Below are 23,861 nucleotides of genomic sequence, written 5' to 3'. Positions count from 1 at the left end.
TTACTTCAAATTCCGATCCGTGGCGCAAGCCGCGAACAAAGAGGCTTGGCACTTTCAGGTGCCATCGCGGCTCGGTTTGTCTGTGTCAAAATCTGTCCCGGGTGGGTGCGGCACACTTTCACCCGAGATTGGTTTTCTTGGATGGCAAGACCAAAACAAAGGAAAGGCAATACTGTCGTGACACAGGATAACAAAGCGGTGGAAATCGGTTCCTACTTCGAACAGTTCATCTCAAAACAGGTCGCTTCCGGGCGCTTTGGCAGCGATGCCGAAGTGTTGCAGGCCGGTTTGAGGCTCCTTGAAGAAAAAATGCTGCAGTTCCACTTGCAGCAGTCCGAACTCGTCTCGAAGCACGACAGGTCTGAAAAGGATCTCGAAGCCCTGACGCATGAAACATCCGAAATTTCGCACTCCATGGCAGACGCCATGCGTGCACTGGCATCTAGCGCCGCTCCTGCTGGTCCGGTGATCCCGACCACCAAGGGCCTGCTGCGCTCCCAAATCGCAGCAGAATAAGCGCTTCAGAATCCCCCTTTATCGGGGCGACAGCCTTTCCGGAAAAGCAGTGCAGCAACTCTGCGCTGCTTTTCCTTTGCCTGTCTTCAGCCCGGCATGTTCGATCCCTCATTCAGGCGACATCCCCGCATCCGCTTCGTGCGTATGTGGGCGATCCACATCGCAATCGCTGTGGCTGGTGGCCGTGCGTCGCGTCAGGCTTGCCCTGCCTGATCGGACCATGTAGGGTGCCGCGCGTAATGAAAGAAGGAGCCTGAAACAACTCAGGCTCAGGAGACAAAGGGCGCATTCGTCGTGAAATATGTCAGCACCAGGGGGCAGGCCCCCGAACTAGGTTTTTGTGATGCCATTCTGGCAGGTCTTGCCAGTGATGGTGGGCTTTATGTACCCAAGACCTGGCCGACATTGACCACCGAGGACATGGCGGCACTGGCGGGCAAAAGCTATCAGGACATCGCCTTTGCGGTGATGAAGCCATTTGTCGAAGGCGAAATTCCTGACGACACCTTTCGCACCATGATTGACGAGGCCTATGCCACCTTCCGTCATGATGCGGTAACGCCGCTGATCCAGACCGGTGCCAATGAATTTGTGCTTGAGCTGTTCCATGGTCCGACCCTTGCCTTCAAGGACGTCGCCATGCAGTTGCTCGCCCGCCTGATGGATTTCGTGCTGGCCGAACGCAACGCCCGTGCCACCATCATCGGTGCAACCTCTGGCGACACTGGTGGGGCGGCGATCGAAGCCTTCCGGGGGCGCTCCAACACCGATATTTTCATCATGTTCCCCAATGGCCGTGTCTCGCCTGTTCAGCAGCGCCAGATGACCTCTGTGCTCGATGACAATGTGCATTGCATCGCGCTTGAGGGCCATTTCGATGACTGTCAGGCCATCGTCAAGGATCTGTTCGCCAACAAGACCTTCCGTGAAGAGATCGCTCTGTCCGGCGTCAATTCTATCAACTGGGGGCGGATCATGGCGCAGGTGGTCTATTACTTCACCGCTGCCCTGTCGCTGGGCGCGCCGCATCGCACCGTCTCCTTCACGGTTCCAACGGGCAATTTTGGTGACATTTTCGCCGGCTTTGTTGCCAAGCAGATGGGACTGCCAATCGACAAATTGGTGATCGCCACCAATCAGAACGACATTCTGGCCCGGACGCTGGAAAATGGTGCCTACGAAGTGCTTGGTGTCACCCCATCAGCATCCCCGAGCATGGATATTCAGGTCTCGTCCAACTTCGAGCGGCTGTTGTTTGAGGTCCATGATCGGGACGCCGACAGCGTTGTGCGTATGATGTCCGGTCTGAAGCAGTCCGGCTCTTTCACAATTGCCGAGGGGCCTTTGTCTCGCCTGCGTGACGGTTTTGCAGCTGATCGAGCCAGTGAGCAAGACACCACGCAAACCATTCGTCAGGTGCTGGCCGACACGGGCTATTTGCTCGATCCACATTCGGCTGTTGGTGTGCATGTGGCCCGCAAGGTGGCTGCAGCAGACAACTCAAACAGCCCGATGGTGGTTCTCTCAACCGCCCATCCGGCCAAATTCCCGGCTGCAGTTGAAGAGGCTTCGGGCCAATATCCGGATTTGCCCCTCTGGCTGTCGGACCTGATGGGTCGTGAAGAGCGCTTCTCGATACTGGAAAACAGCGCTGATGCCGTCGAGGCCTTCATGCGAGAACGGGCTCGCGCCCTGCATGAGGCTTGATCCGCAACGCCACAGATCCTAAAACTACGGATCAATCAGACCGCCAGACGCTCCTGCTCGCTGCCATGCGGGTGGGAGCGTCTGACCATAAACCCTGACGCTGTCAGGAAAGGGAGGAAAGCATTTGACCGTTAACATGACCCGTCTCACCAACGGCATGACCGTTCTGTCCGATGAAATGCCTCACTTGAAAAGCGCCGCTGTCGGGGTTTGGATTGCAGCGGGCTCACGGTCTGAAGGGGCCGATGAGCATGGCATTTCCCATTTGCTCGAACATATGGCCTTTAAAGGCACGGCAACGCGGTCTGCGACCGATATCGTTGAGCAGATTGAGGCCGTGGGCGGCGAGGTCAATGCGGCAACCGGGATCGAAAGCACGTCCTACTATGCGCGCATTCTTGAAGAGGATGTTCCGCTTGCCATCGACATTCTTGGCGACATCCTCAGCAACTCGACCTTCGATCCTGAAGAACTGCGCCGCGAAAAGCATGTCATCCTGCAGGAAATCGGTGCAGCCCATGACGCGCCCGAGGATCGGGTCTTCGATCACATTCAGGAACTGGCTTTCCCGGATCAACCCTTGGGTCGCACCATTCTGGGCACCGCTGAGACGGTCCAGTCCTTCACGCCCGACGCCATTCATGACTATCTGGGGCAGCATTATCATGGACCTTCGATGATCCTGTCTGCAGCTGGTGGTGTGCGCCACGAAGAGCTGGTGGCCTTGGGGGAGCAGGCATTTGGTGGCTTTGCCGATCAGCCGGCCAAACCGCTGGTGCCAGCACACTATGTGGGCGGTGAAAGACGGGATCTGCAAAAGGATCTGATGGAAGCGCAGGTCATCCTTGGCTTCAAGGGCCGTTCCTACAAGAGCGAGGATTTCTACAAGTCCCAGATTCTCGCCTCCATGCTCGGTGGCGGCATGTCATCGCGGCTGTTTCAGGAAGTGCGCGAGAAGCGTGGCCTGTGTTACTCCGTCTATGCCTTTCATTGGGGCTTTGCAGACAGCGGCCTGTTCGGCATCCACGCGGCGACCAGCGCTGAAGATCTCGAAGAATTAATGCCGGTCATCACGGGAGAACTGGCCCGCGCTGCAGAGGATTTCTCCGATGCTGAGCTTAATCGCGCCCGTGCCCAGATCAAGGCAGGTTTGCTGATGGGTATGGAAAGCCCGTCGGCCCGCGCCAGCCAGTTGGCCCGCCAGCGGATGATTTTCGGCCAGCCACGTTCGCTTGAGGAAATGGTTGACGCCATCGCCGAGATTTCCATTGATGACATTCGCAATCTGGCTGCCGATATTATCACCGGTTCCAAGCCATCCCTTGCCTCGGTCGGGCCAGTTGAAAAGCTGATGTGGGCCGATGAAGTGGCCGAACGGATGGGGTCTGCGACAAACTGACATGGGGACGAGCGGTGCGTTTCCCGGATTCGCACTGACAGACGACTGGTCCACCGCCGTTAACTGACCTAAAAAGAGAAGACTTCCTTTTTGGTCAGTCCCGTATATGTGCCTGCCTGATGGTCTTTGTCATCGTGCGCATCCGTAACGGGAAAGGGGGCGATGGCACCATCCGCGTGTCAAAGCCCGTGCAAGCGCCAGAAGGGGAACTGCACCGCATTCGGTTGGCCTCAATTCGGGCTAGGGGAAATGCGGTTGTTCTATTAGTATGGATCTGCAACCTTTGTGGGTCCGCGCAGCAGATCCTGACGGTTCGCATATTTGAACACCCGCTCATGCGAACCTCTGGCGGTGAATTGACACTGTTCAGAGGCGGCAACAGCAAGGCTGGAAGAACGATATGGCTGGCGATCAGGTTGGGTCCGGTAAAGCCTGGATGACCCTTTTGCTGCATGCAGTGAAAGGCAAGCTTATGCGTCCTCGCATGCGCGCAGACTTTGAAACCCGAAAAGGTGCAGACCCGATTCGGCGTTTCTCGGCCTCACTGGGGTCTGTCTGGACCGGTATCCCTACACCGCCACCACACTCGTCCCCCCTGAGCAACGCACTGATCTATTTGCGCCATCCTTCCAAGGCAGACTATAATCAGTGGGCCTGTTTGCGCGCTGCCAGTGCTGACTTCCTGCGCCCCTGGGAACCCTTGTGGGGGGCTGACGATCTGACGCCTCACGGTTTTCGCCGTCGTCTGGAACAATATCAGAAAGACCGCCGTTCTGGCCGTGCCTTGCCTTTTCTGATTTTTCGCCATGAAGACAATCGGCTGATTGGCGGCATCAATGTTTCCAATATCCGACGTGGTATCTGCCAGTCCGCCTCGATTGGCTACTGGATGGGGGAAGATTTCGCAGGTCATGGCTATATGACGCAAACAGTAGCCTTGTTATTGCCCTATTTGTTTGATCATGAAGGGCTTCACCGTGTTGAAGCGGCCTGCTTGCCAAGCAATGGACCTTCTATGTCGGTTCTGCAAAAATGCGGATTTCAATTTGAAGGCAAGGCGCGTAGCTATCTTTGCATCAATGGCAATTGGGAAGATCACTTGCTCTATTCGGTTCTGCGCTCGGATTTGCAGGCACCAAACGCCCAGCCTCGCGTTCAAACTGGCCCTGTCCCTCACTATCCGTAAGGCATGCGCTGCCCAAGGCTATTGATGAGAAGGTATGGGAGAGGTGAGCGCTATGCAAGGCTTGCTCTGATCGGCTTTTGACAAGGTGATTCCAGCCAATTGTCTGGCGAGACAACGCGCCTTCCCTTTGGCTTCGTTCCTGCTTCCTAACCGACAGGGCGAAAAGTTTGGCCTTTTCCTTTGAAAAAGGCCAAGTTTGCGAATTTCGTCTTGTGTGGCGGGTAGCAAAATTTTAACTATGATGCACTGTTTCTGCGCCTATCGTCAAAGCGCAGGTCGTTGAATTATGAGGATCTCTGGTGAATCGCGTATCCGTTCTGATTGTCTTGTTGCTGACCGCCATGTTCAGTTTTGCGTCCCTCAGCGGGGCTGGAGCGGTTGAGGCTGTCGATGTCAAAGCGGATAGTCTGGTTCTCGACCTCAGTGATGTCATCGAACGCTATGATGGCGATGGCGATCGCATTCAGGTTTCAACGGCACCCGGACCAGACGGCATTGTCCGCCGGATCGAAGTGCGCGCCCGCCAGCAAGGCATCATTCCGGGCTGGTTTGTCTTCGCGCTGGCCAACAATACCGACCGACAGATCGACCGCTATCTTGTGGTCCCCCATTTCCGGCTGCCCGGTTCCGGTCTGTTAAAACCTGATCTCGGCGCTCAGCGGGTCTATGCCATTTCCACCTCGCAGGGCTTTGCGCCGGAGCGGATTCCCGATTCCGAAGCCGATGTTTTCCGCGTCACCCTTGATCCGGGCAACGTGGTCACCTTCGTTGGTGAGCAAGCCCATCGCAGCTTGACCAGCCTCAATCTCTGGCAGCCTGAAGCCTATAAGGACTATGTCAACAGCTACACCTTTTTCCGAGGGATTGTGCTTGGCATTGCCGGATTGTTGGCTCTGTTTCTGGTCATCCTGTTTGTCGTCAAAGGCGCGGCCATGTTCCCCGCTGCGGCCTTGCTGGCTTGGTCGGTTCTGGCCTATCTGGCGATTGATTTTGGCTTCATGCCGCAATTGTTCGACATTCCGACCAATTATGAGCCGGTTTGGCGCGCCGGATCAGAGGTGATCTTCTCGGCATCGATTCTCGTTCTGCTCTTCACCTATCTCACTCTGCATCGCTGGCATGTGCGCTATCTGCATGCATCGGGCATTTGGCTGATCTTCCTTGTCGTGATTCTGGGCCTCGCCCTTTATGACCCATCGCTCGGCGCTGGCATTGCCCGGCTGTCGATGGTCGTCACCGCGCTGGCCGGTTTTGCCGTGATCATCTATCTCTCTTTCACCGGCTTTGACCGCGCCATCATGCTGATCCCGACCTGGATCCTGTTGCTGCTCTGGTTGTTGGCCGCAGGGGCGGCGGTGTCGGGCATGATCGACAATGATCTCGTCCAGCCAGCCTTGAGCGGTGGCATGGTTCTGTTGGTGCTGCTCTTTTGTTTCACCATCATGCAGCACGCTTTTTCAGGCGGCATTCTGGCCCAAGGCATCGTGTCCGACAGTGAGCGCCGAGCTCTGGCGATTGTTGGCTCCGGCGACATGGTCTGGGACTGGGACGTGCCGCGCGATCGCATCCATACCACCCACGAAGCCGAAAAGCTGTTGGGCCTGAAAAAAGGCGCCCTTGATGGTCCGGCCCGCGATTGGCTGGAAATGCTGCACCCGCAGGACAAGGATCGATTCTCCGCCATGCTTGATGCGGTGATCGATCAGCGCCGTGGGCGGGTCAATCAGGATTTCCGTTTGCGTGCCGACGATGGCCATTACCGCTGGTTCAAGCTGCGCGCGCGCCCGGTCGTTGGCACCGATGGCGAAGTGGTCCGCTGCGTTGGCACCTTGCTTGACATCACCGACCAGCGCACAGCCGAAACGCGGCTGCTGCATGATGCGGTGCATGACAATCTGACCGGCCTTGCAAACCGCGAGTTGCTGCAGGATCGTCTGTCTGCTGCGATGGTCCGCACACAGGCCGAAGGCGCTGCCAAACCGGCTGTCCTGCTGGTTGATATCGATAATTTCCGCAAGATCAATGACAGCTACGGCCTGTCGATCGGCGATTCCCTTCTGCTGACAGTGGCCCGTCGCCTGTCGCGCCTGCTCAAGCCGCAGGATTCCATCGCTCGTTTCTATGGCGATCAGTTCGCCATTATCCTCATTTCCGAGCAACAGCCAGAACGCATTGCAGTCTTTGCCGATAATGTGCGCAAGGTGCTCAAGGTGCCGATTACGTTCGGTGAGCGGGAAATTGCCCTGTCGGTATCGCTTGGCATTGCGATCTTCGATCTTCAGTCTCACAAGGCCGCAGGCGAGATCCTCAGCGATTCCGAGCTGGCCCTCTATCATGCCAAACGCATGGGCGGTGACCGCATCGAACCGTTCCGCCCATCCCTGCGTCAGCAGGGCAGGGGCCGTAGCTCTCTTGACAAGGATCTGATTGCCGCACTTGACCGCAAGGAAATTGATGTGGTCTTCCAGCCGATCGTCAATCTGCAAGACCGCATGATCAAGGGCTTCGAGGCGCTTGCCCGCTGGAATCATCCGCAACGCGGACCAATTCCGCCGTCCGATTTCATCCCGGCGGCTGAACGCAATGGCCTGATTGTGCCGCTTGGCCTGCATATCATGGAACAGGCTGCTCGCCAGTTGACCGAATGGCAGCAAAAGCTGGATGGCGCTGACCGTCTCTTCATGAGCGTCAATGTCTCCTCAGAACAACTGTTGCGCCATGATCTGCTCAATGATGTGAAAACCATTCTGTCGCGCTCCAACGTCAATCCGGGCACCTTTAAGCTCGAGCTGACCGAGAGCCTGGTGATGGAGAATCCGGAATATGCCTCGCAGGTGCTCGACAAGTTGCGGGCGCTGGGCGCTGGTCTGTCACTTGATGATTTCGGCACCGGCTATTCCTCGCTGGCCTACTTGCAGCATTTCCCGTTCGACACCTTGAAAATCGACAAGAGTTTCGTTGGCCATGGCAAAGGCGTGACACCGGTCATTCTGCAATCGATTGTCAAGCTGGCGCATGACCTTGGTCTCAATCTCGTGGCCGAGGGGGTAGAGAATGAGGAGGCTGTTGCCCAGCTGACCCAGATGGGCTGTCCGATGGGGCAGGGCTATCTGTTCGGCAAACCACTGGTCTCTGCGGACGCTGAAAGCTTGTTGTCTCGTCAGATTGAACATGCCAAGCAGGTGCAGGCAGAAGCGGCCGCGCGCCGTAAGCAGCAGGAAGCTGAAGCTCAGGCCCGCAAGGCAGAGGAAGAGCGTCGCGCCCGTGAAGAGCGCCGCCGCAAGGAAACAGAAGAGCTTGAGCGCAAACAGGCCTATGCCCGTTCCATCGCCGAGCAGAGCCTGCCAAAGCCGGATGCCTCGAAACAGCCGGTAAAAGCCGCAGGACCACACCCAACTGATGCACTGGAAGCCCGGCTTGCGGAAGGTCTCGCTTTGGACTTGACCGACAAGGGTCCGGCAAAGCCAAGGGGTGTGCCAGTCTCGGGATCGCACCCGTCCGCTCACCCTGCGCCCCGGATGCAGCCAGCAAGAGGAGCCCATGGTTCCGCAACCGCCCCGGCAAATGCTCCAAGGTCCCCCAGTGCGGCACAACCCAATACCGCACCGGTCAATCCGCCAGTGATCAACCCTGTGCCGCCAAAACAACCCGACACGGCCAAAAAAGCCGAACAGCAGGACGGCACCGCTACGCCGCGCGAGAATGAAGGCGCTGATAAGGGGCAGACTGAGAAAAGCAACACAGCCTCTGGTCCGCAGCATCGGCATGGCGAGCCTCAGCAAGCATCCGGACCCGTGTTGCCTCCCCTAGACGCTGCGGCTGCAGATTCAAAAGAGACCAAAGAGACGTCGACAACTGAGCCAGAATTGAAAGGCGCACACGAAAATACGCTGGAAGACGCCATCGGTGCCGCAGTGGCCGAGGCCATCGGCGTCGACAATCTGGGCACACCGCCAACAGTCTCGGATGCTGAACAGGCTCTGGTCCCACCCAAGCAAGAGGAAGCTGCCAGCGCCAAGGCTTCGGTCATTCCATTGCCTCCGGTCGCAACATTGAATATGCCAAACTTTGGCTCTGTGGCGCCACAGGGAACCAATGCTGCCTCCAAGGGATCGGCAGCAGATGGAGCGGTCGAGACTGTGGTCCAAGACCGTTCATCGGAACAGCCCGCAGCTGAATCCACCCCGAAACCGGAGCCATCCGAGCGGGAAGATGCAGCCCCAAGGGTGAATGAGGATTCCTCTCCTGACATGGATGACGCCAAACAGCAGCAGATATCATCTGCCGCAAAGGACGCGAAACAGGATAGGGAAGCTGACAAAGGCGAAGAGACCACACAGTCTGAGCAATCTGAACAGCCTCAATCCCCACAGCCAGCCCCGGCGTCCCCGGTGATTGGCCGTGCCGTGTCGGCGGGCCGCAAGCCCGACACAGAGCAGGATGGCGGGTTGCCCTTTGCCATGCCGGACATGTCTGGCATTGATCAGGATATCGCATCAGCCATCAGGCAGGCGATGATTGGTGGCAAGAAAGACTGACGGGAAAGACAGGCATCTGATCCGTATGGGACAGATGCCTGATCTTTTGATCATAAAATACGACAAGTCATTTCAGGTATAACCGGATCAGGCGTGGCCTGCTTCGCTGGACAGCATGGTCAGATCGATACCCATCAGATCAAGGCTGCGCTGGTAGCGGTCTTCTGCCTCGCATTCGAACAACAACGACTGATCGGCCGAGCAGGTTAACCAGCTGTTGCTTTGCAGCTCTTCTTCCAACTGGCCGGGGGACCAACCCGCATAGCCCAGTGTCAGCAAGGCCGATTGCGGTCCCTTGCCTTCCGCCAGTGCCCGCAGGATCTCGATGGTCGCCGTCAAACAGATATCGTCGGACACATCCAGCGTCGAGCTTTCAAGCTTGAAATCGGCACTATGCAGCACGAAGCCGCGTCCCTGATCGACCGGACCGCCATTGAGCACCTGCATGTTGCGGGCAGGGGCGGGCAAATTGATCGACTGGTCGTCGTCGCTCAAGATATCGACTTGGCGCAACAAGTCAGGGAAGGTGATTTGTGTCGAGATCTGATTGACCACCAGCCCCATCGCGCCATCATCGGAATGACTGCACAAATAGACGACGGAACGCTCAAAGAAGGGCCCTTTGAGCGTCGGCATGGCCACCAGAAACTTCCCTTCGAGGGAAGTGGCCAACGAGGCAGGCTGCGTGCCCGCTATATCCTGTTCATCCAAATCAACCATGACCTAAGGGTACCTTTGAGAGTGCCTGAATGTAAAGACCACTCGGTGCGGCGGAGGATTGGCTGATCACAAAAAAATGAGCATCTGACCTTCGGGATTTAGTGCCCGGCCATCACCTCGCCATGATAGCAGTGTTAGCAGATAGCATGAACACCAAGCTCCGTGCTTGGCAATTGGCAAAATGGTTACAAGCCCGTATGTCAACAATGTGAATTTTGGACTGGCTGGTTCGGCGAACTTGAAAAGAGTGATATAGGTGAAGTATTTCAGTAATTTAGGGAAGTTGTCCATCTGCAATCTGTTGGCATTCGTCGCCCTATCATGCAGTTTGGCTGTCCCTGCACAGGCAATGCAAACCGAATGGCAGGAGACGCTGGGAGGCAAGGTGCGCCTCATTGCCGGCGGCACCAGCTACGGCCGCTACAAGGCAGGGCTGGAAATCGTCTTGGATGAAGGGTGGAAAACCTATTGGAAGATACCCGGTGACAGCGGCATCCCGCCGGTGCTTGATGGTGCTGCGTCCGGCAATGTCGCTGACATGGACATTCTCTGGCCGGTGCCAAGCAGGATCAAGGTTGGTCAATCCGAAATTCTCGGCTTCAAGCATGCGATCATCTTTCCCATCTTGGTGACCCCTAAGGCCAAGGACCAGCCGACCCGCCTCGCCATCAATGTGCAGCTGGGTCTTTGCTCTGATCTTTGCGTCCCCATGGCAGCGGATCTGTCCCTTGATATTCCGGCAGGTGGCAGCCGGGCGCCCGGGGTGGAATTGCTAATCGACCGGGATATGGCGTTGGTGCCTGTTGCGGCTTCTGATGGCTTCAAGATCACCAAAATCAGCCATGACAAAGGGCAGGATGGCAAGCCGGACCGCTTGGTCATCACCACCCGGATCCCCGATGGTTACGGGGAAAAGGATCTGTTTGTCGAGGGGCCAAAGGACTGGCTGCTGCCCCTGACGGTCAAGCAGCCGAGCGCCAAGGTCAGTGACCAGCAATTCGCCCTGACGCTTGACGGCCTGCCTGAAGGCGGGCAAAGCAAGGGGACAGATCTCCGCTTCACGCTGACCAATGGCGAGGAAGCAGTCGAACAAGTCATCACGTTGCAAAAATAGGATGGGATCACCATCTCGAAGGGAACCTGATGGTCAGGTTTCATCAATAGAGGAAAAGAGGGGCAAATATGATCAAGGTTGGCGACCGTCTGCCAGATGCAGACTTTCTCGTAATGGGCAAGGAAGGCAAGGAAACCAAAAGCGTTGCCGAGATTTTCAACGGCCGCAAAGTGGTCTTGTTTGGTGTGCCGGGTGCGTTCACTCCGACCTGCCACCGCAATCACTTGCCCGGTTTTATCAACTCGATCGATGGCATTCGCGCGCTCGGCGTTGATGAGGTCGCCGTGGTCGCTGTGAATGATGTCTTCGTTATGGATGCCTGGTCCACCGCCAGCGGCGGCAAGGGGCAGATTGCCTTTTTGGCTGATGGCAGCGCGACCTTTGCCAAGGCCTGTGGACTTGATATCGACCTGACGGTCGCAGGCATGGGCACCCGATGCACGCGTTTCTCGATGATTGTCGAGGATGGTGTGGTAACCCATCTCAATCTTGAAGAGAATCCGGGCGTTGCCGAAAAAACCGGTGCTGTGCAGATCATCGAACAGCTACAAGGTTGATCAAACCAACCAAATGAAAAAGCCCGGACCATGTCCGGGCTTTTTTCTTGCAAAAAGGAAGTCCACTCAGAACAGGGTGCCTTGCGCGTCGTCATCCTTGTCCTTCTTGGTCTTGCGGGTGGCTTTTTGCTGTTCCTTGATCCGCGTCAGAATTTCCTGCTCGATCGCCTCGGTCAATTTTGCCGTCGCTCTTTCAAGCCGTTCCGCAGATTCCGCTTCCACTTCCACCAAACCGCTGTCAACGGCAGTCTCCGGTTTGACGGGGGCAGCCACAGGCTCCGTGTCCTTGGTGGGTTGCGTGGGCTTCTTCGCTGTCTCGACCTTCGGTTTGGCGGTGCGTCGCCGCGCCCGCTTGCCTGCAATGGTCAACAGATGCGCTTCGATATCTTCCGCTGAAATGGCATCCGCCCCCATGATGCCAAAGGCCCCGACTTCGGCGTCCTTTTCCTCAGGGTGTGAGGCATCGGAGGCGGACATATCCGGATCGGGCATCGTGGCAGGTGCATCAGAATAGGGATCAAGCAGGGACGTGGTGGCATTGATGCAGCCGTCGGCAAACTCGATATTGAGGGCCTGTCCCGCATGGATCGCCTCGGCTCTGCGCATTGGCGTGCCGTCCTTGTCGCGTACCAAGGCAAAGCCACGCGCCAGCACGCCCTTATGTGACAGACTTTCGAGTAGACGGCTGGTGGAATCCAGCTGCTTACGCTTCTGCTCCATCGTGAGCAGGGCCACCCGGTTCAGGCGGTCGGTTCGGTCGCCGAGCCGTTCTTTCTGCAAGGTCAGGCGGTCCGTCACCAACGCCGGGCGTAGGCGTCCCGCGGTCGCATCCAGTCGCGAGCGGCTGCTTTGGGTCGAACTGATCAGGCTCTGGCTCAGTCGGCCGGAGGCCATGTCAAACCGTTGCCGCGCCAAGGCCAGAATGTCCCGCGGCTGAGGCAGGGCACGACTGGCAGAGCGCAAATCCGCGCGCCGCCGATCCATCATCCGGCTCACAGCCCCATATTGCCGCAAGTGCAGATCACCAAGACCCGCCACCAGCTCGCTGCGCACCGGCAAGGCAAATTCCGCCGCCCCGGTTGGCGTTGGCGCGCGCATGTCGGCGACAAAGTCGACCAGTGTCACATCGGTCTCATGGCCAACCGCAGAAATCACCGGAATGTTGCTTTCGGCGATGGCGCGGGCCGGAGCCTCTTCGTTGAAACCCCAGAGATCTTCAAGGCTGCCGCCACCGCGCGCCACGATCAGAACATCAGGGCGCGGAATAGCGCCGCCTTCAGGCAGGGCGTTGAAGCCGCGCACCCCGTTGGCCACTTCCTCGGCGCAGCTTTCTCCCTGCACACGCACAGGCCAGACCAGCACATGGACCGGGAAGCGGTCGCGCACCCGATGCAGAATGTCGCGAATGACCGCGCCGGTGGGGGAGGTGACCACGCCGATCACGGTTGGCAGGAAGGGGAGTTTTTTCTTGCGTTCCGGTGCGAACAGGCCCTCGGCTGCGAGCTTCTTCTTGCGTTCTTCCAGGAGCGCCATCAACGCCCCTTCGCCAGCCGGTTCCATCCGGTCAATGATCATCTGATATTTCGATTGACCGGGAAAGGTGGTCAACTTGCCCGTGGCAATGACTTCAAGGCCCTGTTCCGGCTTGACCGCCAACTTGGCTGCCGCCCCGCGCCAGATGACCCCGGACAGGACCGATTTATCATCCTTCAAGTCCAGATAGATATGACCAGATGCCGGACGAGATACCCGGCCGAGCTCTCCACGCACCCGCACATAGCCGAACTGATCCTCGATGGAAGATTTCACCGCATGGGACAGTTCAGAGACGGTAAATTCGGCTGCATTGGTGGCCGTAGACTCGGACATGGCGCTTTCCAGACAGATTCGTGCTCGTTGAGATTAATCCCCATTGGTGCCCAGCTTTTGCCACCGGGTCAATAGAACAGCCCTTTATCCCGGGGGAATTACGCCCATCCCGCTGACGCGTTTGGTCCGGGGACTTGCAAGGCAGAGCGAAAGAGCGCAAAACTCCCCGAAAATGCAGCCGGGTTGCAGCAACAGCGAGATGTCATGTCCCATTACGATTTCAAAAGCCAACGCCTGTGGGTGGAGCAGGATATTCAGGAACGGATCGCCATTCCCTGCGACCGGGCTCAAGCCAACTATCTATTGAATGTGCTGCGCATGGAAGAAGGCGACGCAATGCTGATCTTCAATGGCCGGGATGGGGAGTGGAAGGTCGAGGTTCAGCCGCTTGGCCGCAAGAAATGCGCCCTCATTCCCATTGAGCAGATGCGCCCACAGCCCGATCCACTGGCCAGCGACCTGCATTATCTGTTTGCGCCGTTGAAATCTGCCCGCATCGACTATATGGCCCAGAAGGCTGTCGAAATGGGTGCCTGCCGTCTGCGTCCGGTCTTCACCCAGCATACCCAGGAGCGCCGCCCCAAGCTCGACAAAATGCGGTTGAATGTCATCGAGGCCGCCGAGCAATGCGGCATCCTGACCATTCCCCCTGTCGACGAGCCAGCAAGCCTGACCGAATTGCTAAAGACTTGGGAAGAGAAGGAAGAGGGGCGTCACATCATCTTTTGCGATGAGGGCGAACTGGGCAGGGACCCGCTTTCGATCCTCGACACCATTCGTGGCGAAGGCGATTGCGTGCCGCCACTGGCTTTGCTGATTGGCCCCGAAGGTGGCTTTTCGCAAACAGAGCGAGACATGCTGCGTGCTGCCTCTTTTGTCACGCCGATCCCACTCGGCCCGCGCATCCTCAGAGCCGACACCGCCGCCATTGCCGCATTGGCGATTGTCCAGTCGGTGCTCGGTGACTGGACGGACAAATAATCCACGGCGAACAAGGCTTAATGCAAGAAAGGCGTCTCGATTGAAGTCGAGACGCCTTTTTTATGCGCGTATGTGTGACAACGGCCTCAGGCCAGATGCTGCCGGAAGAATGCGACCGTGCGCTCCCACGCCAGCTTGGCGGCTTCTTCATTGAAGCGCGGGGTGGTGTCATTGTGAAAGCCATGATTGACGCCTTCATAGATATGCGCCTCGAAGCGTTTGCCATTGGCTTCAAGCGCGGCTTTGTAATCCGGCCAACCGGCATTGATCCGCTCATCCAGAGCCGCATAATGCAAAAGCAGAGGCGCTTCTATCTTTGGCACCTCTTCAGCCCGAGGCTGGCGGCCATAAAAGGGCACCGATGCGGCCATATTGGGATAGGCCACCGCCAGCGCATTGCAGACCCCGCCACCATAGCAAAAGCCAACCGCCCCGACCTTGCCGGTGGACTTTTCATGGCCGACCAGATGCTCGAAGCCGGCAAAGAAATCTTCCATCAGCTTGGCGCTGTCGAGTGTCCTCTGCATGGTTCGGCCTTCGTCATCACTGCCCGGATAGCCCCCAAGCGGGGACAGTCCATCCGGCCCCAGCGCAAGAAAACCCGCTTTTGCCGCCCGGCGCACCACATCCTTGATGTAAGGATTGAGACCGCGATTTTCATGCACCACCAGAACAGCGGGCAGTTTGCCAGTCGCTCCAGCAGGCATCGCCATATAGCCATTGATTGCGCCGTGACCGTCCGGGCTTTGATAGGTCACATTGCTGACTGCAATGTCCGGATCATCCTCGGCCACTTGATTGGCCAAGGCATAATTGGGTTGAAGGCTTTCCAGAACCGCCATCGCCGTCACACCGACGGCGACATAGCGTGTGGCTCCGGTCAGGAAGTCCCGCTTCGACATTTTGCCGTGCACATAACCATCATACAATTCAAGCAACTTGGGATGAAAATCAGACGCCTGCATTCTCTTCATTGGGTTTGGCCCTCCAAGCCAGACTGAAATAAGTATTTATACCACGATTATAGGCCGCATGGACCACACGCTTTTGTGCGCCAGTGGCAGACGGGCTTGACGGGGACTTTGTGATTTCTCATAAGCAGGATACCGCTCCATTCTGGAGGCCGTTCTTTGGCCCGTACCGGGAAGGGTTGGTTTTGGTGCAATCCTGCAATCGGAAAAAAGTCCATGATCATGTCAGCCGAGGCCTGGGGCCTGTTTCTTATTGCCTGCTTCATGCTCAATGTGGCACCGGGGCCGGACCTGATTTTCATCCTGTCGCGGGCCATTGGACATGGCCGAAAAATCGGCTTCGCCGCCTCCTTCGGGGTCTGCTCTGGTGCGCTGGTGCATGTGATGGCGGCCGCGCTTGGCGTTTCGGCCATTTTGGCAACATCGGCTCTGGTTTTCTCGATCGTCAAATATGTCGGCGCTGCCTATTTGGTCTGGTTGGGTTGTCAGGCGCTTTTGTCGCGTGAAAGCAGTCTGACCATGGACGCGCAAGCCAGCGACCTTAAGGTCCTGACTGTCTGGTCTGCCTATCGCCAAGGCGTTTTGATCGACATTCTCAACCCCAAGGTCGCTTTGTTCTTTCTGGCTTTTCTGCCACAGTTTCTCAGCCACGATGGCACGCAAACCAGCATGCAGGTCTTTTTTGAAACATGCCTTCTTGGCAGCATCGTGATCGTCATCGGTTTGATCGTTGAGGCTTTTTTCGTGCTTGCCGCCGCTCCACTAGGAGCCTATTTGCGGTCCAATCAACGCTTTGCCCTCTGGCTGGATCGGATGTTTGGTGGTTTGCTGATGGGGCTCGGGGTCCGTTTGGCACTGACAGACTGATCAGCCTGAATAGAGCTGTCCATTCATCACTGAAACAGGGGGGATGGATCAGTTTCTTTCACTTGCGAAAGGGCAGGGGTTCCGATAGCGTCGCGCAATGTCCACAAAACCGCTCCCACTGCCTGATCTGAAAGACAATCCGCTGCTCGGCATCGGCTTGATGTTGTCCTTCTGCGCCGTCATTCCATTTGGCGATGCGCTGGTCAAGCATCTGGGACAAACCGTGCCGGTCATGACACTGCTGGTCATTCGATATGCCATTCAGGTTCTGATGATGGGGACAACAATGGTGTGGCAGAAGGGTGGCATTGCCCATATTCTACGCTACAGCCGGCGGGCCTGGTGGCATCTTTTCTGGCGTACCACGATGCATATTTTTGGCATCATCGGCATGTATTACGGTCTGAAATACATGCCTCTGGCTGACACCACTGCAATTGCCTTTATCTTTCCCATTCTGATGCTGATTGTCGGTCACTTCTATCTCAAGGAACAGGTTGGCCCCCACCGGGCCATCGCCGCGCTGGTTGGATTTGTTGGCACCTTGTTGGTGGTGCAACCGAATTTCGTCGCGGTGGGTCTCAATGCGCTCTGGCCCGTTGCCGTAGCCTTCACCTTTGTGATCTTTGTCTTGTCCACCCGTCAGATGAGCCGTGAAGTCGATCCGGTCTCGATTCAGGCCGTGTCCGGAACCATGGCGCTGATCCTCATTGCCATTCCGATTGTGCTGTTGAATGGCGAGGCCTGGCCGCTATGGGATCTGGTGGAACCTGCAGCAGCAGATTGGCCCTTTCTGGTCATGGCCGGAATCATCGGCTCGATTGGCCATTTGCTGATGTCAGCGGCCATCCGTTTTGCACCCGCTGCCACCCTTGCGCCGATGCAATATCTCGAAATCCCGTTTGCCACCCTGATCGGCTGGGTGATCTTTTCCGATCTCCCCAATCAGCTTGCCGCATTCGGCATCGTGGTCACGGTGGCGTCCGGGCTCTATATCATCTATCGCGAACAGCAGGCCCAGCGGGCGGAACGAAAGCTCACTGCAGAGAAGAGCGCAGCCCCCCTGTAATCACTTGCTTTCGGGCGTGCCAAGCGTTTCCACGCCCGCCAATAGTTTGCCCAGCAAGGTGGACAATTGCGCCTGTTCATCCCGGCTGAGAGGCGAGACAATCCGCGTCTCGTTGGCCAGATGAGCAGTCAGCACCTCTTCGATCAGCGCAAGGCCTGTCTCGGTCAGTGCCACCAGCGTGCCGCGTCGATCCTCGGGATTGGGGTGGCGGGCAATCAGCCCCTTTTTCTCCAGCCTGTCGAGACGGTTGGTCATGCCCCCCGACGACACCATCGTGCAATCATACATTTGCGATGGGGTAAGGGCATAAAGCCCCGCTTTGTTGCGTCCGGCCCGACGCAGGGTTGCCAGCACATCAAAAGCGCCTGATTGCAAGCCGTAGCGGGCGAACAATGGCTCGATATGGCCGTTGCGGATCACCTGCGATGCCTCGCCAATCCGGCCGATCAGCTCCATTGGCAAGAAATCCCAATCCGGCTTCTCCTGCTTCCATTGCCCAACCGCAAAGGCTGCCCGGTCCGCTGTCTTCCTGTCCATTGCCCTGACCTTCTTGCGTAAGTTGCTTCGGCCGCACATGGCCGCCCCTAAAACGACGGCAGTTTAACGCTGTGAGAGACCAAGATCAATTTGTCTTTTAAATAAGTATCTTGACATTAAGATAATTAATTGCAAGGTAAGTGGCAACCATCTAATGCCGTTCGAACTGGGCTTGGCCCAAGTCCGTAAGGCCAAGAAACAACCCGAATGGACTCAAATCAATCATGACGGAATCTTGTGAGGTCACGATCAGCCCGTCCGAGCAGCGACAGCTGACTTCAAAGGCAGAGCCAGACACCAAAGACTCAGACATGACCGTCTCACGCTGGCGCTCATGCCTTCCCATGCTGCTCGTTCTGCTGGTTGGTAGCCTGCTCGCCTGCTCTTTGATTGTTGGAAAGCTGGCAATCAATGCGGGCGCTGCCCCGCTGGCCTTCTTGTGTCTTGCCTTGCTGGGATCCGGTCTGGGCCTTTGGCTTTTGAGCATCATACGACGGCAGGCCGCGCGTCTGTCCTTGCGGGTCTTGGAATATGGGATGGTCGCCGGATTGTTGTTTTTGCTGCCCAACATCGTTGGCTTTCTCGCAGTCCGGTATGTGGGGGCAGGCTTCATTTCCATGACCTTTCTGTTTCCGCTCCTGATTACCTATTGTCTTGCCCTGATCGCGGGTCTGGAGCGGTTTTCTCTGTTGCGAGCCGTGGCGGTCCTCATCGGCCTCGCCGGTGGGGTACTGCTGGCAGCCTCAAAGGCCAGTCTGGGCGATGCGCCGCTGATCTGGATCATTTTGACTCTCTGTGGGCCCTTCGTTATTGCGGCAGGCAATCTTTATCGCACCTTGCGATGGCCCTATGGCGTTGCACCCCTGTTTCTTGCCAGCCAGATGCTGCTGATGGCGGGATTGGTGTTGTTGCCTCTGGTTTTGGTGGTGGAAGGTGGGAATGGCTTTTTATCCGCGATCACGTACGGCGCGGTGGTGATTCTGGTCTGGCAGATGTTGACCTTCTCGTCGCTCTACTTCTTCTACTTCATCCTGCAAAAGGTTGCTGGCCCCGTCTATCTCAGTCAAATCGGCTCTGTCGCAGCTGTGGTGGGTGCGGGTGTCGCCAGCTTTGGTTTGGGTGAGCAATTGCCCCCCAATCTTGGCCTCGCGGCTTTTCTTGTTGCCATCGGTGTCTTTTTATTCCAGCGTGCGGCCGCGCGGAAAAGGGAAGATGTTGGGTAAAACCATGCTCGCTACGAAGGGATTTGACAAAGTCACATTTCTTTGATTGTGCTTGCGGCACATTTTGCGGATATCAAAATCAACCCATTGTAACCCGCCGGGTGAATCCCTAATTTGACAGAACGCGACATAGAGGCAAGAGCCCTGTCGCGCCCTGCCAATCTGCAAGGAGCCTGTTTCATGGCCGCTTCCGACACCGACGCCGTCGCCATCACCCTTGATGATCGTGCAACCCTGATCGAAACCATTTCTCAAGGCGAAAAGCCAAAGGACAATTGGCGCATCGGCACTGAGCACGAGAAATTCACCTTCTACAAGGACAGCTTGGAGCCGGTGCCTTATGAAGGGGATCGTGGCATCGAGCGCCTGCTGCAAGGCATGGAAGGCCTGCTTGGTTGGAAACGGGTCGAAGACAAGGGCAAGATTATCGGTCTGGTTGATCCCGTTGACGGGGGCGCAATTTCGCTCGAACCCGGCGGCCAGTTCGAACTGTCCGGCGCACCGCTCGACAATCTGCATCAGACCTGCCGCGAAGTGCATAACCATCTGGCTCAGTTGCGCGAAGTCGCAGATCCGCTGGGCATCGGTTTTCTCGGCCTTGGCGTCTCTCCGAAATGGCACCGGGAGGACGTTCCGGTCATGCCGAAGAGCCGTTATGGCATCATGATGAATTACATGCCCAAGGTCGGTTCGCTCGGCCTCGACATGATGTTCCGCTCCTGTACCATTCAGGTCAATCTCGATTTTTCCAGTGAAGCAGACATGGCGAAGAAAATGCGCGTCGGTGTCGCTTTGCAGCCGATCGCCACGGCCTTGTTCGCCAATTCTCCGTTCCTGGATGGCCACAAAAATGGCTATCAGTCGATGCGTGCCGCCATTTGGCAGGACACCGACCCGGACCGCACCGGCATGCTGCCCTTCTTGTTCGAAGAGGGCTTCGGCTATGAGCAATATGTCGATTATGTGCTCGATGTTCCGATGTATTTCATCACCCGTGGCGGCGCCTATCACGATATGACCGGATTGACCTTCCGTGAGTATCTAGGCGGCAAACGCAAGGATGGCATGCCAGACACTGCACCGACCCTGCAGGATTGGGAAGATCACCTGACGACCGTCTTCCCGGAAGTCCGCCTCAAGCGCTATATCGAAATGCGTGGTGCCGATGGTGGCCCATGGCGCCGAATTTGTGCGCTGCCGGCTCTGTGGACCGGTCTGCTCTATCATCAACCAAGTCTGGATGCCGCATGGGATCTGGTCAAGGATTGGACAGCAGAGGAGCGCGACGCCCTGCGCATCGGCGTGGCCAAGGATGGCCTTAGAACAAAGTTCCGGGACACCACGGTGCAGACCATCGCCAAGGAAGTGGTCACCATCGCCCGCAAGGGACTGGCTGCTCGGGATCGCCTCAATGGTGCTGGCTTCGATGAAACCCAGTATCTCGCAGCGCTGGAAGAAACCGTGACGCTCGGTCTTTCTCCCGCCGATCAGCTGTTGATGCGCTTCAACAATGAATGGGGCGGCAACATCAATCGGGTGTTCGAAGATTTCGCCTACTGATCCATCGGGAAGGGTGCGGGCAAGCAAAGACACGCCTGATTGTGACATGCTGGCAGGCTGGCAGGCTGGCAGGAGAGCCCCATAAAGCGCTCTGATGGCATCGGGTTTATGCCAGACACAAAGACATAGGGATCTGAGCCGTTGCTGGCGGATCGGTGGTCAATTGGCTTTAAACTGGTTGCATGCCAATTTGGGTAGACCGGTCGACTCGTGATATCAGCGAGCCTCCCATTCTCCATAAAAAAGGCGCCGGACAAAGCCCGGCGCCTGATCGTCTCGCAAAGGTAGCCGCTTGAAAAGGCGACTAACGCCAGCGGCCAACCATTTCGACAAAGCCATCGCCAGTGACCCTGTCTCCGAAGATGAATCCGTCGACGACCATCCTGCCATCAAACTTGATCATGCCGCCCATCTTGGAAACGATCTCGCGTTCCTGATAAGGAAGGCTGATTTGCAGACAGGTTTCCAGCGCTGGATTGGACAGGATCACATGGCGTGGATAGCGCCGGGCCGAGCGTCGACTGTCAACATAATCGCTCAGCTCCAGTGGCTGGATTTTCTCCACCACATGCGTGCCGTCCGGCAGCACCACGGTGCAGTTGGTATCCACGCGGCTGGTGCGGAAATCCCAGACCTGAGAGGCGCTGATGCTAACCCCGTTGCTGAGTGAGGGATACAGGCAGATCCATTGTCTTTGTTCCAGATTGCGGTCGAGCGTGAAGCGTCGTGGCAGGTCGCCCCATTGGCGGTTGAACCACATTGCCCCGGTCACCGTTTGCCGCTTGCCCATCAGGGTTACGGCACCGGAAACCTGCATGCCCGGGAAGGCGAACTTATATTGTTGTGCGCCAAAGAAGCTGATGCTGCCTTGCCCGTTGTTAATCAGGATCGGGGTTCCGACGGTGCCGGACAGTTCGACAAAGGCGTCTGGCAGTTCCGCTGTCAGCGACATGTCGGTGCCCTTGCTGCGGATTTCCAGCGCTTGTGACGATATCTGCAGGACATCGCTGCGAATGACGATATCGCTGAGCGGAACCGTATTCTCGATCTCCCGGATCCATCCAGTGTCCTGATCGATCAGGCACAGGCCGATGGAAACTTGTGGTTCCTCCTGATCGGTCTCGACAATTACCAAATGGACACGGAAGCTATATTGCTTGCCATCGCCGCGCAGATTGGTGGCGAAATGCCAGGATTCCATAGGATGCTTGCCCTGATGCCAGGCAAGATCATGCTCCAGATTGGAATGGCGAACCGGTGTCGACATTGCAACATCGGGCACGAAGTTGGTTGCAACTGTCGCGGTCTTTGATCTCGGAATCATTGTAGGGCCTCCCTTGTGAACAGTAGGTAGACCGGCAAAAATGTGAGCTGCCGCAGTGGGGTATTTCTGATGTCAGGGTCTGGCGCGCGAGGCGGTCAGGGGCGCTGATCAGTCTTTGCAGTCTTTGCTGCCTGAAGGACGATGCGCCCTTGGGGTCATTCGAAAGGAAGATGCGGCCCTCCCGGCGGCATCTTCATTGGGAATTCTTATTGGGGGAGCTTGCATATGCAGAACGAACCCGCCCAACCCCTCGTGAATGCATCCCTGAACATTGTCGATTGTTTTTGCTATTGCCACTTCAGCCGTGGAGTCCCTGCCCGTGTTAAATGGAATGATTGGGCTAAATTCGGGATATCCTTGAGGAACATTTCCTTACTTGACCCGGCAAAAGTGTGGCCTTTTATAAGGATATGATAAGCGACAACTATGTGGGTTCGTCAAGTTGTTTTATTAATTTCGAAATGTAAAATACTTAATATTCTATTAACTCAATCTCTTCTTCAAATTGGATTCAAAATTAAACAATGAAAACTATATAGCCCCTGCATATCTGTACTGATGTGACCACTAAAACATGTGGAAATAATTGATTCGTATCGTGTTTATTGGACAATCAAACTTGGTTGCTGATGTGGAGCATGGACAAGCTTAATTCTCTCAAGACGTCTTTTCCTTCACCCGATAATTGCCCATTTTGGGGACACCGTGCGGCTGCAAGCTTGCCCCGTGGTTGGATTGAAATTTTTTCTGTGCCGCCGAAACGGGTCATCTCACAAAGGTGTTAGGTCCTGAAGTGGCTAACAAGACCTTGGCCTCCTCAGGGGCGAGGGAGAAATCTGCTGTCCCTTTGATGCGGCACTTTGCCAGCAAATGGTTGGATGATCCGGCGAATCTCGGCTCAATTAGACAGGTCGACTTGAGAGCAAGGCAGTCGGCATAGATGCTTCTCAAACGCAACTTCCAAGGCTCGGCTGAGGGGTGAGATTGGGATGGATCACATATACCTCACGGTGACTTCATTTGTACCGATCGGTCTTAATTCCTAATTGAGTTGCACCTGCAATGCTCCCGACAACGAGGCGTGCGGGATCAACTGAAACCTTGTTGGTGTTGTGCCAACTGACTTGAGGAATTTGATTGTGAAAATCCTGAATAAAATCGCTGCAGGCGCTCTGCTCTCCCTGACCCTTGCCACCTCCGCTCTTGCGGCTGGCCCCCAGTTCAACACCTCCAACACTGGTTTGGCCCTGCAGGGTTATGACCCGGTAGCTTACTTCACCATGGGCAAACCAACCGAAGGCAGCTACAAAATCACGGCTGTCCATCAGGATGTGACCTACCGTTTTGCCAGTGAAGAGCACAAGGCTGCATTCGAAGCCAACCCAGACAAATACTTGCCGCAGTATGGCGGTTTCTGTGCCTTTGGTGCGTCCATGGGTTACAAGTTCGATGGCGATCCGGAAAACTGGAAAATCGTTGATGGTGAACTCTACCTGAACCTGTCCGACGAAATCCAGGCCAAATGGGAAACCGATATTCCAGGCTACATCGTCAAGGCAGACGACAAATGGACCAAAATCGTCGACAAAAAGCCTAGCGATCTCTAAGAGTCTGCGAGCTCTACGAGCAAGACCCTCGATTGCCCCATCGACCGACCAGGATCATCTGGTCGGTCGTTTTCTTTTATGGGATGCGAGAGCGAAGACATCGAGCGGAAGCAGGC

The 23,861-nt window shown here is 56.5% G+C and carries 18 protein-coding genes; 13 read left to right on the top strand and 5 right to left on the bottom strand.

Going from position 1 to position 23,861, the window contains the following annotated elements:
- Positions 1-177 precede the first annotated feature (177 nt).
- The 5 genes from FDK21_RS13005 to FDK21_RS12985 all read left to right on the top strand — a co-directional run bounded on the left by FDK21_RS13005 (position 178) and on the right by FDK21_RS12985 (position 9,346).
- Entirely contained in the window at positions 178-516 is a 339-nt protein-coding gene (locus FDK21_RS13005) for a type II toxin-antitoxin system ParD family antitoxin (protein WP_198662917.1), read from the top strand.
- A gap of 294 nt (positions 517-810) precedes the next feature.
- Positions 811-2,223, top strand: a complete 1,413-nt coding sequence (thrC, locus tag FDK21_RS13000; protein WP_138148905.1) for a threonine synthase — start codon at positions 811-813, stop codon at positions 2,221-2,223.
- A 124-nt stretch (positions 2,224-2,347) separates the two neighbouring features.
- Entirely contained in the window at positions 2,348-3,622 is a 1,275-nt protein-coding gene (locus FDK21_RS12995; protein WP_138148899.1) for a pitrilysin family protein, read from the top strand.
- A gap of 565 nt (positions 3,623-4,187) precedes the next feature.
- Positions 4,188-4,808: a GNAT family protein gene (locus tag FDK21_RS12990; protein ID WP_246657578.1), complete on the top strand. Its 621-nt coding sequence runs from the start codon at positions 4,188-4,190 to the stop codon at positions 4,806-4,808.
- Positions 4,809-5,149: 341 nt separating this feature from the next.
- Complete coding sequence (locus FDK21_RS12985) at positions 5,150-9,346, top strand: EAL domain-containing protein (RefSeq protein WP_138149033.1); 4,197 nt, start codon at positions 5,150-5,152, stop codon at positions 9,344-9,346.
- Between the two features lie 87 nt (positions 9,347-9,433).
- Here the strand turns inward: FDK21_RS12985 and FDK21_RS12980 are convergent, their stop codons facing one another.
- Positions 9,434-10,066 carry a YqgE/AlgH family protein gene (locus FDK21_RS12980; RefSeq protein ID WP_138148897.1) on the bottom strand — a complete coding sequence of 211 codons (633 nt, stop codon included), beginning with the start codon at positions 10,064-10,066 and terminating at the stop codon, positions 9,434-9,436.
- A 385-nt stretch (positions 10,067-10,451) separates the two neighbouring features.
- Between FDK21_RS12980 and FDK21_RS12975 the strand changes: the two genes are divergently transcribed.
- Both FDK21_RS12975 and FDK21_RS12970 read left to right on the top strand, forming a co-directional pair.
- Positions 10,452-11,180 (top strand): protein-disulfide reductase DsbD domain-containing protein, encoded by a 729-nt coding sequence (locus FDK21_RS12975; protein WP_171022073.1) that lies wholly within the window; start codon positions 10,452-10,454, stop codon positions 11,178-11,180.
- A gap of 68 nt (positions 11,181-11,248) precedes the next feature.
- On the top strand, positions 11,249-11,737 hold the full coding sequence (locus tag FDK21_RS12970) for a peroxiredoxin (protein ID WP_114009777.1): 489 nt from the start codon (positions 11,249-11,251) through the stop codon (positions 11,735-11,737).
- Positions 11,738-11,803: 66 nt separating this feature from the next.
- On the opposite strand, the gene xseA is transcribed toward FDK21_RS12970, so the two are convergent.
- On the bottom strand, positions 11,804-13,606 hold the full coding sequence (xseA, locus tag FDK21_RS12965) for an exodeoxyribonuclease VII large subunit (RefSeq protein WP_138148892.1): 1,803 nt from the start codon (positions 13,604-13,606) through the stop codon (positions 11,804-11,806).
- Between the two features lie 204 nt (positions 13,607-13,810).
- On the opposite strand from xseA, the gene FDK21_RS12960 reads away from it, so the two are divergent.
- On the top strand, positions 13,811-14,587 hold the full coding sequence (locus FDK21_RS12960; protein ID WP_138148890.1) for a 16S rRNA (uracil(1498)-N(3))-methyltransferase: 777 nt from the start codon (positions 13,811-13,813) through the stop codon (positions 14,585-14,587).
- A gap of 86 nt (positions 14,588-14,673) precedes the next feature.
- Here FDK21_RS12960 and yghX read toward each other — a convergent pair whose 3' ends face one another.
- The gene (gene yghX / locus FDK21_RS12955; protein ID WP_138148888.1) at positions 14,674-15,561 is read right to left on the bottom strand and encodes a YghX family hydrolase; all 888 of its coding nucleotides are present in this window, start codon (positions 15,559-15,561) and stop codon (positions 14,674-14,676) included.
- A gap of 213 nt (positions 15,562-15,774) precedes the next feature.
- Between yghX and FDK21_RS12950 the strand changes: the two genes are divergently transcribed.
- Both FDK21_RS12950 and FDK21_RS12945 read left to right on the top strand, forming a co-directional pair.
- A complete protein-coding gene (locus tag FDK21_RS12950; protein ID WP_210238773.1) occupies positions 15,775-16,425 on the top strand; it encodes a LysE family translocator in 651 nt (216 codons plus the stop codon).
- A gap of 97 nt (positions 16,426-16,522) precedes the next feature.
- On the top strand, positions 16,523-17,494 hold the full coding sequence (locus FDK21_RS12945) for a DMT family transporter (RefSeq protein ID WP_114009781.1): 972 nt from the start codon (positions 16,523-16,525) through the stop codon (positions 17,492-17,494).
- Here the strand turns inward: FDK21_RS12945 and FDK21_RS12940 are convergent, their stop codons facing one another.
- Positions 17,495-18,031 carry a MarR family transcriptional regulator gene (locus FDK21_RS12940; protein ID WP_114009782.1) on the bottom strand — a complete coding sequence of 179 codons (537 nt, stop codon included), beginning with the start codon at positions 18,029-18,031 and terminating at the stop codon, positions 17,495-17,497.
- A 224-nt stretch (positions 18,032-18,255) separates the two neighbouring features.
- Here FDK21_RS12940 and FDK21_RS12935 point away from each other — a divergent pair, with 224 nt between their 5' ends.
- Together FDK21_RS12935 and FDK21_RS12930 are read left to right on the top strand one after the other, a co-directional pair.
- A complete protein-coding gene (locus FDK21_RS12935) occupies positions 18,256-19,254 on the top strand; it encodes a DMT family transporter (protein ID WP_210238772.1) in 999 nt (332 codons plus the stop codon).
- A gap of 180 nt (positions 19,255-19,434) precedes the next feature.
- A complete protein-coding gene (locus FDK21_RS12930; RefSeq protein ID WP_138148886.1) occupies positions 19,435-20,814 on the top strand; it encodes a glutamate--cysteine ligase in 1,380 nt (459 codons plus the stop codon).
- 304 nt (positions 20,815-21,118) lie between these two features.
- Here the strand turns inward: FDK21_RS12930 and FDK21_RS12925 are convergent, their stop codons facing one another.
- The gene (locus tag FDK21_RS12925) at positions 21,119-22,138 is read right to left on the bottom strand and encodes a lipocalin-like domain-containing protein (RefSeq protein WP_114009784.1); all 1,020 of its coding nucleotides are present in this window, start codon (positions 22,136-22,138) and stop codon (positions 21,119-21,121) included.
- Positions 22,139-23,277: 1,139 nt separating this feature from the next.
- On the opposite strand from FDK21_RS12925, the gene FDK21_RS12920 reads away from it, so the two are divergent.
- Entirely contained in the window at positions 23,278-23,745 is a 468-nt protein-coding gene (locus FDK21_RS12920; protein ID WP_210238771.1) for a YHS domain-containing (seleno)protein, read from the top strand.
- Positions 23,746-23,861: the final 116 nt, after the last annotated feature.

It is taken from the genome of Cohaesibacter sp. CAU 1516, from assembly GCF_005771485.1.
GTDB classification, from domain to species: domain Bacteria; phylum Pseudomonadota; class Alphaproteobacteria; order Rhizobiales; family Cohaesibacteraceae; genus Cohaesibacter; species Cohaesibacter intestini.
This window is presented reverse-complemented; position numbering and strand designations above follow the sequence as displayed.